The sequence below is a fragment of the Paraburkholderia sp. AV2 genome, assembly GCF_054968425.1.
Genome location: NZ_JBANLK010000066.1, coordinates 12,622 through 27,212, shown reverse-complemented (window position 1 = coordinate 27,212; position 14,591 = coordinate 12,622). Strand labels below are relative to the sequence as shown.

General features: G+C 67.1%; 12 protein-coding genes. 6 read left to right on the top strand and 6 right to left on the bottom strand.

From position 1 onward, the window contains the following. Positions 1–186 (top strand): BON domain-containing protein (locus V8683_RS28680; protein WP_462880712.1); only part of this gene is annotated, 186 nt, incomplete at its 5' end. 5 nt (positions 187–191) lie between these two features. On the opposite strand, the gene V8683_RS28675 is transcribed toward V8683_RS28680, so the two are convergent. Next, complete coding sequence (locus tag V8683_RS28675; RefSeq protein WP_411193291.1) at positions 192–1,163, bottom strand: helix-turn-helix domain-containing protein; 972 nt, start codon at positions 1,161–1,163, stop codon at positions 192–194. 96 nt (positions 1,164–1,259) lie between these two features. Between V8683_RS28675 and V8683_RS28670 the strand changes: the two genes are divergently transcribed. The 3 genes from V8683_RS28670 to V8683_RS28660 all read left to right on the top strand — a co-directional run bounded on the left by V8683_RS28670 (position 1,260) and on the right by V8683_RS28660 (position 6,246). Further along, positions 1,260–2,507: a DUF1479 domain-containing protein gene (locus tag V8683_RS28670; RefSeq protein WP_411193290.1), complete on the top strand. Its 1,248-nt coding sequence runs from the start codon at positions 1,260–1,262 to the stop codon at positions 2,505–2,507. A 168-nt stretch (positions 2,508–2,675) separates the two neighbouring features. After that, positions 2,676–4,505: a sensor domain-containing diguanylate cyclase gene (locus tag V8683_RS28665; protein WP_411193289.1), complete on the top strand. Its 1,830-nt coding sequence runs from the start codon at positions 2,676–2,678 to the stop codon at positions 4,503–4,505. A 130-nt stretch (positions 4,506–4,635) separates the two neighbouring features. After that, positions 4,636–6,246 carry an EAL domain-containing protein gene (locus V8683_RS28660; RefSeq protein ID WP_411193288.1) on the top strand — a complete coding sequence of 537 codons (1,611 nt, stop codon included), beginning with the start codon at positions 4,636–4,638 and terminating at the stop codon, positions 6,244–6,246. A gap of 51 nt (positions 6,247–6,297) precedes the next feature. Here V8683_RS28660 and V8683_RS28655 read toward each other — a convergent pair whose 3' ends face one another. From V8683_RS28655 to V8683_RS28635, 5 genes are all read right to left on the bottom strand, one after another. Beyond that, positions 6,298–7,242 (bottom strand): ABC transporter substrate-binding protein, encoded by a 945-nt coding sequence (locus V8683_RS28655; protein WP_411193287.1) that lies wholly within the window; start codon positions 7,240–7,242, stop codon positions 6,298–6,300. Between the two features lie 104 nt (positions 7,243–7,346). Continuing rightward, complete coding sequence (locus V8683_RS28650; protein WP_411193286.1) at positions 7,347–8,366, bottom strand: ABC transporter permease subunit; 1,020 nt, start codon at positions 8,364–8,366, stop codon at positions 7,347–7,349. A 40-nt stretch (positions 8,367–8,406) separates the two neighbouring features. Then, positions 8,407–9,963: a sugar ABC transporter ATP-binding protein gene (locus V8683_RS28645; RefSeq protein WP_411193285.1), complete on the bottom strand. Its 1,557-nt coding sequence runs from the start codon at positions 9,961–9,963 to the stop codon at positions 8,407–8,409. Beyond that, positions 9,947–11,200: an ROK family transcriptional regulator gene (locus V8683_RS28640; RefSeq protein WP_411193284.1), complete on the bottom strand. Its 1,254-nt coding sequence runs from the start codon at positions 11,198–11,200 to the stop codon at positions 9,947–9,949. The genes V8683_RS28645 and V8683_RS28640 overlap by 17 nt, the downstream gene beginning before the upstream one ends. A 172-nt stretch (positions 11,201–11,372) precedes the next feature. Next, entirely contained in the window at positions 11,373–12,392 is a 1,020-nt protein-coding gene (locus tag V8683_RS28635; RefSeq protein ID WP_411193283.1) for a zinc-dependent alcohol dehydrogenase family protein, read from the bottom strand. A gap of 110 nt (positions 12,393–12,502) precedes the next feature. Here V8683_RS28635 and V8683_RS28630 point away from each other — a divergent pair, with 110 nt between their 5' ends. Then, positions 12,503–13,411, top strand: a complete 909-nt coding sequence (locus tag V8683_RS28630; RefSeq protein ID WP_411193282.1) for a LysR family transcriptional regulator — start codon at positions 12,503–12,505, stop codon at positions 13,409–13,411. Between the two features lie 217 nt (positions 13,412–13,628). After that, positions 13,629–14,522, top strand: a complete 894-nt coding sequence (locus V8683_RS28625) for an IclR family transcriptional regulator (RefSeq protein ID WP_411193571.1) — start codon at positions 13,629–13,631, stop codon at positions 14,520–14,522. Positions 14,523–14,591: the final 69 nt, after the last annotated feature.

The window sequence follows — 14,591 nt, the reverse complement described above, 5'->3', positions numbered from 1 at the left end:
CGCGCACTGGCACGTACCAAGGGACTGGATCCGACTCACATCTACGTCAAGGTCGTCAATGGCGTCGTGACGCTCACCGGTAGTTGCGATAGCCAGAACCAGATCGATCTGGCTACCGGTGCGGCGCAGGGTGTCGACGGTGTGACTTCGGTGAACAACAAGCTCAGCATCAAGACGCCGCAGTAAACGTTTCATTCTCTTCGGGTTCGGGCGGTGGCCGCATCGCCTGAACTCCCTCGCCGCGAGAGCGACGGCGACCGCTCCGTGAGCCCGGGTCCCGTTGTCTGTCGTGCGCGCCCGGCCGCGTATTGCGCGCGCCAATCGATCGGCGTCGTCCCCTTCATCGCCCTGAATTGCCGGTTGAAATTCGCCACGTTCGCGAATCCCGAACGCACGGCGATAACGGACACCGGCAGCGACGTATCGGCAAGCAACCGGCACGCGTGCCCGATGCGCACGCGCGCGATATACCGCCCGACACTCTCGCCGATATGCTGCGCGAATTGCCGCGCGAGCGTGCGTTCGGAAAGCCCCGCGGCCGAGCCGAGATCGGCGAGCCGCAGCGGCTGTGCGAACTGCGCGTCGATCATCGCGAGCACGCGATTTAGCCGTTCGGGCTCGTGCCCCGAAGGCCCTGCCGTGCGCCTATTGAAGGCGCTGGGCGAAGCGAGCGTGGCGCCCGGCGCGTCGGCGAGCGCGCACAGGATTTCGAGCGTTGCGGCCAGCCGCGTGCGCGGCGCTTCGGAGAGCAAAGCATCGAGCCGCGCGCGCATCGTCCCACCCGCCGCCGCATCGAAGGCGAGCCCGCAGGCGGCCCGGCGCAGCAGCTTGCGCAGCGGCGCGTACTCCGGGCAGCAATCGGCCAGGCGCCGGGCCCATTCGCCGTCGAACCATACGACGATCGCCACCTGCGGCTGGCCGGCATCGATCGAGCGGTTCGACGCCCACGTATGCGGCAGATCGGGCGGCACCAGCACGAGGTCGTCGGCTTCGTAGGCGCACACGGCGTCGCCGATATAGCGCTTGCCGTGGCTGTTCATCGTGAGCGTCAGTTCGTACTCCGGGTGATGGTGCCACTCGAACGGAATGCGCGGCAGGCGCCGGTGGTAGACGCGCACGGAACATTGCTCGCCGAATTCCACATGCTCGTAGGCGGGTTTCATGGCTGAATGTGCAAAATGTTTGTCAGGATAGTATCACCCATGGAACGCGCCGGCGCCTATGCTCCCGATTACCGTACAACGAGACCGGAGACAGGCATGGCAGCGTTGCATATCGAGGATCTTCCCGCGGCGATCCGTGCGGCAAAGCGCGAGTTGCGCGAGCAGTTGCCGAACTATCGCGAAGTGTTCGCCGAAGTGGAGGCGGCCATCGGCGAGGAGGCGCGCAGGATTGCCGCCTTGCGCGAGCGCGGCGAGCCGGTGATTCCCGAAATCGACTTTCGCGATATCGCCGAAGGGCGCGTGAGCGCCGCGCAGATCGAGGCGCTGAAGGCGCGCGGCGCCGGTGTGATCCGCAACGTGTTCGACCCGGCGCGCGTGGCGCAGTGGGATGCGGAGATCGCGCAGTACGTGGAGCGCAACGATCTGGACGCACGCCTTGCGCACCGGGCAGAAGATCGCTATTTCGGCCAGTTGCAATCGAGCCGGCCGCAGATCTACGGCATCTACTGGTCGCGGCCCCAGGTACTGGCGCGCGAGTCCGTCGAGCTCACGATCGCGCGCGTGTTCCTCAACCGGCTCTGGCGCAGCGAAAGCGAAGGCCGCGTGCATTTCGATCCCGAACGCGTGCCCGTGTACGCGGACCGGCTGCGCCGGCGGCCACCGGGTTCAGCGTCGCTCGGACTGTCTGCGCATTGCGACGGCGGGTCTGTCGAGCGCTGGATCGACGCCGGTTTCCGCAAGGTGTACCGACATGTTTTCGCGGGCGACTGGCGGCGCTACGATCCTTTCGACGCGGCCTGGCGTCCCGACGTCGGCGAGATTCCATCGCCGGCCGTGTGTTCGATGTTCCGCACCTTCCAGGGGTGGACCGCGCTCACGCCGCAGGGGCCAGGCGACGGCACGCTGCAGCTCGTGCCGATCGCGAATGCCATGGTCTATATCCTGCTGCGCGCATTGCAGGACGACGTTGCCGAAGACGACCTGTGTGGCGCAATGCCGGGCCGCGCGCTGTCGATCCGGCCCGAGTGGCATGCGCCTCTCGTTCAGGCGCTTTCGTCGATTCCGCAGATGAATGCCGGAGACACCGTGTTCTGGCACAGCGACGTGATCCATGCGGTGGAGGACGAGCATCGCGGCACGGGTTACAGCAACGTGATGTATATCGCGGCGGCGCCGGCTTGCGCGAAGAACGATGCGTATCTGGCGCGCCAGTTGCCGAGCTTCCTCGAAGGCACGAGCCCTCCTGACTTTCCTGCCGACCATTTCGAGGTCGACTTCGTGGGGCGCGCGGGGACCGATGACCTGACGCCGCTGGGTCGTTCGCAACTCGGACTCGACGGCTGAAAGACCGTCCCCGACGCCGGGCAAGGCCCGGCTTGGCAGTCGTCCCGGGAGTGGCGCGGATGCAACGTGCAGGCAAACCAATTAGTGCTACGAATTCGTAACCGGCGCGCTATATACTGGCCGCTAGCCTTTTCGTCGCGAATGCGCGTTTCGCCTGCCACGCCCACCATGTCCTCCCTCTCCGCTACGCCGTCCCTGGTCGACGCACAGGCCGTCCCGCCGGCCGTCCGCCCGGCGGCGGGGGCATGCGACGCGCCACTCGATGCGCTGATGCGCCTGATCGAATGCCATTTCCGTGTGGCCGCGGCTTGCGCAATACCGGGCGAGCCGGCCGGCAACTGGGCGGGCGCGGCGCTCGACTCGCCGTTGCGCGAGGCACTGCGTGCGTTGCAGGAGACGGGAGAGGCGCCGTGGACCGGCGAGCCGACCGTGGTGGCGGACACGGGCGCGGAGCCCTCGTGGCGCAGCTGCCTGAGCACGACCCGTGCGCTGCCGTTTCGCTTCGTTGCCGCGTGGCCGCTGCAGGGGGCGAACGGGGAACGCATCGGCAGCTTGTGTCTGATCGACTACGCGCCACGCGTGCTGGACGAAGCCGAGCGCGCGAGCCTTGGCGACTTCGCGCGCCTTGCCGCGGCGCTGGCCGGCCCGCAGTTGATCCCGCAAGCGGCCCAGCAAGCGAATCCAACAGCGAAAGACCGCGAACTCGAAGCGCTGCGCGAGCGCGAAGCGTGGCTCGCGCTGGCCATTGCGGGCAGCGGGACCGGCATCTGGGATCGCAACGTCGTCACGGGCGAGATCCGCTATTCGACCGGCTGGAAAGCGATGCTCGGCTATAGCGAAGACGAGGTGACGAACCGTATCGAAGACAGCTACCAGCGGCTGCATCCCGACGATCTCGACTACGTGAAGGCCGCGATGCAGGCGCATTTCGAGGGGCGCACCGAGAGTTACGAAGTGGAGCACCGCATCCGGTGCAAGGACGGGCGCTACAAGTGGATCTGCAGCCGCGGCAAGGTGACGAGCCACGACAGCGAGGGCCGCGCGCTGCGCATGATCGGCACGACGACGGATGTGACTTCCATGCGCGAAATGTCCGAGCGGCTGCGCGAGTCCGTCAATCTCATCACGAATCTCACCAACGAAGTGCCGGGTCTCGTATTCCAGCGCCGCAGCCTGCCCGATGGCTGCGTTTCGTTTCCGTACGCGAGCGCGGGCATTGCGGAGATCTACGAGCTGACGCCCGAGGCCGTTGCGCACGACGCCGCCTGCATCGAGGCGCTGATCCACCCGGACGACCTCGAAGCGTATCGCGCATCGTTCGCGGAGTCCGCCGCGTGTCTTACGCCATGGCGCCTCGAATACCGCGTGCGGTTGCCGGTGCAGGGGTTGCGCTGGCGGCAGGGCGATGCGAAGCCGCAGCGGCTGGCCGGCGGCGTCACCGTGTGGCACGGCTTCATCACCGACGTCACGGAACGCAAGCGCATCGAAGCGGAGCTGCAGGAGTTCGCGACGACCGATGGGCTCACGCGGCTCGCCAATCGCCGGCACTTCATGGCGCGCTTCGACGCGCATTTCGCGCGCCTGCATCGCGCGGGCGGTCCGGCCGCCGGCGTGCTGATGTGCGATCTCGACCATTTCAAGGCGATCAACGACCACTGGGGGCATGCGGTTGGCGATCGCGCGCTGCGCCACTTCGCCGACATGCTGCGCATGGAACTGGGCGCCGCCGATATCGCCGGGCGCATTGGCGGCGAAGAGTTCGCCGTGCTGCTGGGCGGCTCGGGGCTGGCGGGCGCGTGCGCGATGGCGCAGCGCATCCAGCGCCGCCTCGCGGGCGAGCCGCTCACGTGTGCCGAAGGGTTCGTACCGCTGACGGTGAGCATCGGCGTCACGGAAATGAGCGCGGCCGATCCGAATGCCGAAGCGGCGCTCTCGCGCAGCGACCTTGCGCTCTACCGCGCGAAGAAGAACGGACGCAACCGTATCGAATGCGCCTGAGCGGCGCTGCGCTTCCAACGTTAAGAGACGTTCCGCGCCGCACGGCATCGAGCCGGTCGCGCCGCGCGCATTGGTGTATGTTGTGGCGAAACGTCGTATCCAACGCCGCGGTGCGGGTGGGGAGGATGGCTTGTCCTGGCTTTCGCCCATGGTCCGGCCGGCGCTCGCGCGCGGGTCGCGCCGTTTCGCTCTGGTGCTCGCGGCGATTCTGCCGCTGGTGCTTTGCCTCGTCCTGACGCGCTACGAATCGGCAGGCATTGCACGCCGCGAGGCGCAGCTCGCTTCGGCCTTTATCGTCAACCAGACGGTCGCGATCGTGCAGGAGGGGCGCAGCGCCGCGCAGATTGCCATTCCGATAGCGGTTGAACCCTGCGACAAGGCGATGCCGAAGCTGGCGGTCCTCACCGCTGCGTTGCCGTATATCCGCACGCTGAATCTCGTGGAGAACTCGACCTTCACGTGTTCTTCGGCGCTCGGCAGGCTGTCCATTCCGCTCGATACGTTCGTGAGCGACGCGGGCCGTGCGACGGGCGGCACCTGGATGCTGATGGTGGGCGAGACGCCGATGGTGCGCGACCGTCAATCCTTGCTGATCGGCGAACCGGCACCGGATGGACGGGCCGTGGTGGCCGTCGTCGACGAACGTTACCTGCTCGATCTGCTGCGCGCCGCCGCGCCGCTCGACGTCTTTCGCCAGGCGGAGCTGCGGATCGGCGCAGGGCAGCCGCTCTATGAAGGGAGTTCGAGCGTACCCGTCGACGGCAGCCCCTTGCTGACCGACGTGCGCCGGAGCCTGGGCGGCAACGTGGTCGAGCTGCGCATCTACGGGCTGAAATCGCGGGAGCGGGCGATATGGTTCGGTCTGCTTGCGAGATACGTGCCGTGGGCCATCGCGATCTCGGTCCTCCTCGTCTGGCTGCTGCGGCGGCTGCAGCGCAGCGGCCAGTCGCGCCGCGAGCAACTGCTGCGAGGCATGCGCGCCAACGAATTCCACGTGAAGTATCAGCCGCTCTACGGCATGGAAGCCGGCCGCTGCACGGGCGCGGAGGCGTTGCTGCGCTGGGTGCGTCCCGGCATAGGGGAGGTACGGCCCGACGAATTCATCCCGGTGGCGGAAGAGGAGCACGTGATCGTACCGATCACGCAACACCTGCTCGGGTTGATCGCGCGCGACCTCGCCGTCATGGGCTTGCCTGAGGGTTTTCACATCGGCATCAATTTCTCGCCGGAGCACTTGTCCGGCGAGCGCCTGGAGCAGGATGTGCGCGCCCTTCTTTCGGCGACAGGCAAAGCGGGGCCCGGGATTGTCGTCGAGATCACGGAGCGCAGCCTGATGAAGAATACCGCTCAGGCGAAGAAGAACCTCGAAACGCTGCGCGCCGAAGGCGTGGGGGTGGCGATCGACGACTTCGGCACCGGCTACTGCTCGCTTTCCTACCTCGAACAGTTTCCCTTCGATATCCTCAAGATCGATCGTGGCTTCGTGCTGACGATCGATGCCGAAGGGCGCAGCGCCGTGGTGCTGGACGCCATCATCAACCTCGCGCACCAGCTCGGCGCCCAGATCGTGGCCGAGGGCGTCGAAACGCAGGCGCAGTTCGACTACCTTCGGGCGCGCGGCGTGACGTTCATCCAGGGGTTTCTGTATGCGACGCCGATGACGCCTGCCGCGTTTGCGCAGTGGTATCGCGCGAAGGGCAAGAGCGCCTTTCCGGAAACGTCTTCGGCGCTGGCGCATTAGCGGCCGCCACGGCCGGACCGGGTCCGGCCGCGGGCATGCGCCTCGTCGCGATCAATGCGGCGACGACCAGCCCTTGTAGCTGCCCACGTTGTCGCGCGTGATGAGCTGCGGCGCCATTTCGATCAGCGGGTTGGCGGGCTTCTTGCCGTTCATGATGCCGTAGCCCACGTCCACGGCCGTTTGCGCCATCTTCCAGGGGTCCTGGCTGGCCGAGGCTTGCACGAGCGTGTCGGTCTTGAGCGCGGTTTCGATATCGGGCGCGCCGTCCACCGACGTGATGACGATACCGCTGCGATGCAGTTGCTTCGCGGCGAGGTCGCTGCCAATCGCCTGCGGGTCGTTGATCGTGAAGACCCCGTCGAGTTTCGGAAAGCGCGTGAGGTAGCCCAGCATCGCGTTCATGCCGCCGTCGCGCGAGCCTTTGCCGTCCTGGTCGTCGGAGAGGATCTTGATGCCCGGTGCCTTCGCGAGCACCGACTTGCAGCCGTTCACGCGGTCGATCACGGCGGAGACCTGCGGACCGTTCTCGATGATCACGTTGCCCTTGCCGTTGAGCTTCTTCACCATGTAGTCGCACGAAAGCTCGCCCGCCTTCACGTTGTCGGTTTGCACGGTAGCGTCGGCGCCGGCGGCGCTCACGTCCACGGCCACGACCACGATACCGGCCGCGCGCGCCTTCTGCACGGCGGGCAGGATCGCCTTCGGGTCCACGGCGTTCAGGAGGATCATGTCCACGTGCGCCGAAATGAAGTTGTCGATCTGCGTGAATTGCTTGTTGAGGTCGTAGTCGGCCGAAACGGCGGTGACCTTGGCGTTGGGGCTGATCTGCTTCGCCTTGGCTTCGGCGCCGTTCACGATCGTCACGAAGTAAGGATTGCCGAGCGAGCCGACGGTAACGCCGATGGACTTCAACTGCTTGTCCGCGGCATGGGCGCCTTGCAGGGCGAACCCGAGGGAGAGGGCTGCAGCGGCGAGGACAGCTTTCTTTTTGAACATGGGTTGTCTCCAGAGAGGTCCTGTTATTCGATCCGGGGCGCGAGAGGACCGCTCGCGCTCCGATGATGCTGTATCGGAGAAACGGATTGTCTGCCCGGCGTGCGTCAGGTACGCGCCGAGCCGCGCTGGCGGTAGCGGTCGAGCGCCACGGCGCCGACGATCACGAGGCCCTTGATGATGTATTGCCAGATGTCCGAAACGCCCAGCAGCACGAGGCCGTTCGAGAGCACCGCGATGATGAGCGCGCCGATGAGCGTACCGATGATCGACCCCACGCCGCCCACGAAGCTCGTGCCGCCGAGGATCACGGCCGCGATGGCGTCGAGCTCGTACGACTGGCCGAGCTGCAGGCCGTTGGCGGCATAGAGGCGGGCAGCCGACATCACGGCGCCAAGGCCGGCAAGCAGACCCGAGACGGCATACACGAACAGTTCGATGCCCCAGACCTTGATGCCCGAGAGGCGCGCGGCTTCGGGGTTGCCGCCCACCGAATAGATGTGCAGGCCCAGCACGGTGCGGCGCAGGACGAACCAGGAGACGGCCACTACGGCGAGCGCGATGATGACGAGCCAGGGAATGCCCAGCACCGTGCCGTTGCCGATGAAGGCGAACGACAGTTGCGGATTGAAGATCGTGGTGTCGTGACCCATGAGGCGCGCGATGCCGCGCACGGCGGTGAGCGAGCCGAGCGTCACGATAAAAGGCGGCAGGCGCAGGAACGAGATGAGCGCGCCGTTGACGACGCCGAAGGCGAGGCCCACGGCGAGTGCGGCGGGTATGCCCAGCCAGCCCCAGCCCGGAATGTTCGAGCCCAGCATGGCAGCGACGGCGCCCGCGGCGAGAATCGAGCCCACCGAAAGGTCAATGCCGCCCGTGAGGATCACGAAGGTCATGCCGGCGGCCAGCACGATGTTGATGGATGCCTGCTGCGTGACGATCGAGAGATTCTGCAGCGTGAAGAATCCGTCGGTGAGGAAACCGAAGCCTACGCACAGCAGCACGAGGACCGGGAGCATGCCGGCGGTGCGCATGAGCGACTTCATGCGGGCGCGATGGCCGTCCAGTGCGCCGGCGCTCGCTTGCGCCTGGGCGGCGGCGCCGTGACGGGGAAGAATGTTTCGCATGTCGTACTCCTGATTGAACGTCTCTCGTGTTCGTGTAAGGTCAGGCCGCTTCGTCCAGCGCGGCCTGCGAGCCGGTGGCCAGTTCGATGATGGCTTCCTGGGTGATGGGCTTGCCGGTGTAGCCGCCCAGCTCGCCTGCGAATACGCCTTCGCGCATGACGAGTACGCGGTCGGCCACGCCGATGACCTCGGGCAGTTCGCTCGAAATCACGATGATGCCGACGCCGGACTTCGCAAGGTCGTTGATGATGCGATAGATCTCCGACTTCGCGCCGATATCCACGCCGCGCGTGGGCTCGTCGAGAATCAGCACGCGCGGCTGCGTCTCCAGCAGGCGCGAGAGCAATACCTTCTGCTGGTTGCCGCCCGAGAGCGCGCCCACGTTCACGCGCGCGCTCGGCACGCGGATGGAGAGCGCGCGGATGGAGTCCTTCGCGCGCTGGGCGCCGCGCGCGCGGTCGAGCACGCCGAAGTGCGCGTCGCGCCCGCACACGGCGACGTTGATGTTGTCGCGCACGCTCATGTCGAGGAAGAGGCCCTGGTGCTTGCGGTCCTCGGTCAGATAGACGAGGCCCGCGTTGATGGCGTCGCGCGGCGTGTGGACGTGGAGCGTGCGGCCGTCGATGGCGATCTCGCCGCTCGTGCGCGGCTCGGCGCCGAAGATCAGGCGCGCCAGCTCGGTGCGGCCCGCGCCCACGAGCCCCGCAATGCCGAGCACTTCGCCCGCGTGCAGATCGAGGCTGCAGCCGCGTACGCGCCGGCCGTCGGCGACGTCGCGCACCGTGAGCACGGCCTTGCCCGGATCGTAGGGGGCGTGCGCCTTCTTGTAGAAACCGGAGATGTCGCGGCCCACCATCATGCTCACGAGGCTGTCGGCATTCAGGGCCTCGCGCTCCAGCGTGCCGACGTAGGTGCCGTCGCGCAGCACGGAAACGCGGTCCGAAAGCTCGTAGACCTCGGCCATGCGATGGCTGATGTAGATGATCGCGAGCCCTTCTTCGCGCAGTTGCAGGATGAGCTTGAAAAGACGCTCCGTTTCGCGCGAGGAGAGCGGGGTGGTGGGCTCGTCCATCACGAGAATGCGCGCCTGCGAATGGACCGCGCGGGCGATCTCCACGAGCTGGCGCTCCGCGATCGAAAGCGAGCCGACGAGGGTGGCGGGCCCGAAGGTCGCGCCGAGGCGCGTGAGCACGTCCTCGCACTCGCGCTCCATGGCCTTGCGGTCCACCCTGCCCCAGCGGCCGCCGCCTTTGCGCAGCTCGCGGCCGGCGTAGATGTTTTCGGCAACGCTCAGATTCGGCGCGAGGCTCAGCTCCTGGTAGATCACGGCCACGCCGAGCTCGCGCGCGGCGAGCGGGCCGTCGATCTGCACGGCCTTGCCGTCGATGGCGATCTCGCCGCCTGGATCGGCTTGATAGGCCCCCGAAAGAATTTTCATGAGCGTGGACTTGCCGGCGCCGTTCTCGCCCATCAGCGAGTGCACTTCGCCGGCGCGTACCGAAAGGCTCACGTTGTCCAGCGCACGCACGCCGGGGAAGGTCTTGCTGATGCCGCGCATCTCCAGCAGCGGACGCGACGTTTCAGTGTGAGACGACATGGCTAGCCTCCTGCGTTTGCGCGCCGGCACCCATCAGGATGCCCGCACGTGGCGAAAAATTGTAGAACATGGGGAGTGTGGCGGCACCCAGCGCGCCCGCATCGGGGCCGAAGGTGCCGCGCACGAGTTCGGGAGTGCCGCTTGCCTCGGGGGCCGTCGCCGCAACCGCGACGGCGAGGCGACGCATGAGCGTGTCGATGAGGCCGGCGTCCACGTCGGCGTCGAGCACGACGGCCGGCAGGTCCAGCACGCACAACGACGCACGCAGGGCGGGCGCGAGTGCGTCGACGCAGTCGTCGAGCCACTCCTCCACGGCCGGGTGCTTGTGGGCGATGCAGGCTTCGAGATCGGCGCGGCTGTCCACGGTCTCGCCGTAATGGCGCAGATGCCGCCGCAGCGCGATCAGCGAGGCGCGCGAGAGCAGGATGTCCCATTTGCCGGGGGGCTGGGCCGCGGAGGGCAAGCGGCTGGGCGGCACCGGCATCACGGCGAAATCGCCCGCGTTGCCGGTGAGGCCGCGCACGCAGTCGCCGTCGATGGCGATGCCGCCGCCGATGGCCGGGCCGAGGAACAGGTAGATGAAGTCGTCGCGCTGGCGGCCGCAGCCGTAGAACAACTCCGCAATCGCGGCGGCGTTGCCGTCGTTTTCGCTGAAGACGGGCAACCCCAGCGCGCGGCCCAGTTCTCCCGCGAAGTCGACGTCGTTCCAGATGCTGAAGGGATCGGCCGGCAGTCCCAGTTCGCGCAGCCAACTGCCAAGGTTGTACGGCTGCGCGACGCCGATGCCGGCGAGGCGGCTCCGCTCGCGTGCGTCGAGCCGCGAGAGCAGCTCGCGGATGTCGCGCTGCACGATCTCCTGGGCGACGGGGGGCAGCGGCAGCGGCATGTCGTGCGAACGCCGCTCGATCATCTGGCCTGCGAAATTAACGAGCACGGTTTCGATGCTCGTGCGGTCGAGCCGTACGCCGATGGCGAACGCCCCGCGGGGGGCGAGCCGCAGGAGGGAGGCGGGCTGGCCGCGCTGGCCTTCGAGGCGGCGGCCCGTGACTTCGATGAGGCCGTTTTCGATCAGCGACGTGATGATGCTGCCAATTGCCGTGCTGGTGAGATTCGCGAGACGCGCAAGATCTGCCTTCGACGCCTGGCCGGCGCGGCGCAGCGCCTGCAGCACGAGGCGCTCGTTGAAGCGGCGGACGTTGGCCGAATTGCTGCCCTGGCCGACATGCGGACTTCTCACGTGTCTCCTCCGTCATTAATTAAATCAACATGATTTATTTAATGACGGAACGGAGGATGTGTCAGCCTGGGGAAATCCCGGTGGGGGAGACGAAGTCGTTGGTCACGGCGTTGATTGCCGGCCAGAAGACGCTGTCTGCAGGTGTTCTGGTCGACTATTTTCCGACCCTGATCTACTCCGCTACGCGTATCACCACCTTCCCGAAGTGCTTCCCACCTTCCAGCCACGCATAGGCTTCGGGCGCTTCGTCGAACCCGAACACACGATCCACCACGGGCCGGATTTGCCGTGCAGCAACCAGATTCGCCACGTCTTCCAGCATCGCGCGGCTGCCCACCATGACGCCCTGCAGCCGCCGTATACCGCCGATCACGGGCAGCAACGGGAGTTCCGGCCCGGCGAAGCCGCTCAAGCCACCGATGATCGAGACGATCCCGCCCATCTTCGTTGCCGCTACCGAGCGCGGCAGCGTGTCCCGGCCGCCCACTTCCACCACGATATCGGCGCCGGCGCCTTCCGTGAGGCAAAGTACTTCGTTCTGCCAATCAGGTGTGGCGCGATAGTTGATCGTGGCGTCCGCGCCAAGCTGGCGTGCGCGTTCGAGCTTCTCGTCGCTCGACGAGGTGATGATGGTGCGCAGCCCGGCCGCGTGCGCGAGCTGCAGCGCCCAGATCGAAACACCGCCCGTGCCGAGTAGCGCAACGGTTGCGCCGAGTCGCGCGCCACCGTCTGCGAAAAGGGCGTTCCAGGCCGTGATGCCCGCGCAGGAGATCGTCGCGGCTTCCTCGTAGCTCAGGTGCGCCGGGATCGTCACAAAGGCTTGTTCGTCGGCGACGAATCGTTCGGCCAGCACGCCGTCCACCTGGGCGCCGGGCGATACCCGCACTTTCGAACGTGTCGGGCCGCCGTCGATCCAGTAGGGAAAATAGTTGTTGATGACGCGGTCACCCCGCTTGAAGCGCGTGACCGCGCTGCCGACTTCCACCACCTCACCCGCGCCGTCCGCCACGGGTACGAGCGTCGCGTCGCCAAGGCCGAGGTAGTCGCCGCGTGCGTACATCAGATCGCGGTAGTTGAGCGAAGCCGCATGAATCTTCACGACCACCTCGTGCGGTTCCGGCTCGCGGACTGCGGCATTGGTACGGGCGAGCGCGGCGACGCCGCTGCCGGCCTTCAGTTTCCATGCATTCATTGCTGCTCCCGGTCAGGTTGAGCGCCTATGATAGTGTTGCGCGTGGGGCGACATTGGTGAGATTGAAGAAACTCAATGTCGCCATATTGGATTCAAACGAGGGCAAACCGATGATCGACCGGCTGAGAGGCGTGGCCGAATTCGTGGACGTGGTGGACGCGGGCAGCTTCGCCGCGGCGGGCGAGCGACTCGGCGTGACGCGTTCGGCCGTGGCAAAGGTGGTGGCGCGGCTTGAGCAGCGGCTCGGCGTGCGGCTTCTGCAGCGCACCACGCGCAGCCTGAGCCTCACCGACGAAGGCCACGCGTATTACGAGCAATGCCGCCGCGTGCTGGCCGAACTGAGCGTGGCCGAAGCGGCGCTCGATCACGGCCGCCGCGAGCCCGCCGGACGGTTGCGCATCACGGCTCCCGTGCTGTTCGGGCGGCAGTGCGTGGCGCCCATCGTGCGTGCGCTGGTCGAGCGGCATCCGCGGCTTGAAGTCGATCTGTCGTTCAGCGACCGCGTGGCGGATCTCGTCGAGGACGGTTTCGATCTCGCGGTACGCATCGGCACGCTGCCCGAGCACGCGACGCTCGTTGCGCGGCGGCTGGGCGTGCAGGGTATGGGCATTTGCGCGTCGCCGGCGTATCTCGCGCGGTATGGCAAGCCGGCCGCCCCTTCCGCACTTGCCGGCCACACGGGCATCGTCTATGCCCGCGCGGGACAGAGCGTACCGTGGCGCGTGCTCGGGCCCGACGGCAGCCCGCAGGAGTGGCGGCCGGCGGCACGGATGCGCTTCGACGACCTGCAGGCCATTGCCGATGCGGCCGCCGCCGGGGCGGGGCTGGCGTGGCTACCGTGCTGGTTGATGGCGCCTTACCTCAGCGACGGCCGCCTCGCGCTCGTGATGGACAGCCGCAGCGTGCTGGGCGCCGAGGTCCACGTGGTCCGGCAGCAATCGCGGCATATGGCGTCGAAGGTACGCGTGGCGGTGGATGCCTTCGTCGAGGAAATTCCGCGCATGCTCGCGCAGAGTTGAGGGCTCCTGTCTTGGCGGAGTCCGCCCAAGACCCCGGAGGCCGTCGGTAACCGGTACGCTTCGCGCTATCATTCCAGAAGTCAACGAACCATCCGATAGACAGAAGCCGACAATGGCCAGACAAAACACGACCGGTACTGCCCGTCGCGGCACCGTGCCGCGAGGGAGCCAGGCACATCCCGCCGACGAGGAGAGCGCCGCGCGGGACGCCGCAGCAATGCATGAAAACGCCCACGAAAATGCCCCCGAAGGCACCGACGAAGACGGCGCGGGCACGTCCACCTACCTCGTCCCCGGCCTCGAACGAGGCCTGCGCATCCTCACCGAATTTTCCGCGCGCGAGCCGGTGCTCGGCGCCCCGGAACTGTCGCGGCGCATCGGCATTCCGCGCACGACCACGTTCCGCCTGCTGCAGACGCTCGAAGCGCTGGGTTTTCTCGAACGCGTGAACGGCGACCGGCAGTTTCGTCTGGGCGTGGCCGTGCTGCGGCTCGGCTTCGAATATCTGAGCTCGCTCGAACTCACGGACTTCGGTCAGCCTGTGCTCGAACGGCTGCGCGATTCGACTGGGTTGAGCTCGCACCTCCTGATCCGCGACGGCCGCGACGTGGTATTCGTCGCGAAGGCGCAGACGCACGATCCGATGTTCAGTTCGGTGAAGGTGCACGTGGGCACGCGTTTGCCCGCGCACGCCACCGTGCATGGCCAGGTGCTGATGGGCGATTTCACGCTCGCCGAGTTGCGCGCGCTCTACCCGGAGAAGCAGCTCGAACGCTACACCGAGCGCACGCCGGCTACCGTCACCGATCTCTACGCGCGCATACGCGAGAGCGCGGAGCAGGGCTACGCGTTGAGCGAGGGATCGTTCGAAACGGGGATTTCGGTGGTGAGCGCGCCGGTGCGCGATCAGTCGGGCAAGATCGCGGCGGCCATCACGGTGACGGTGCCGCGCTCCGATATTGGCGGCGAAACGCAGCGGGCGCCGCTCATCGCGGCGGTGTGCGGCGCGGCCGTCGATCTGTCGACGCGCCTGAACTATCGCCCGCGCGCCGACGATCCCACCGCGGCTCGCGCGGCGCGCAATCGTCCGCTGCCGGCGGGCTTTCTCTGAACCGGCGCGGCCGGGCCGGGCCGGGTCTGACCTGGCCCTGGCCCTGGCGCCGCGCGTCGATCAAAACGA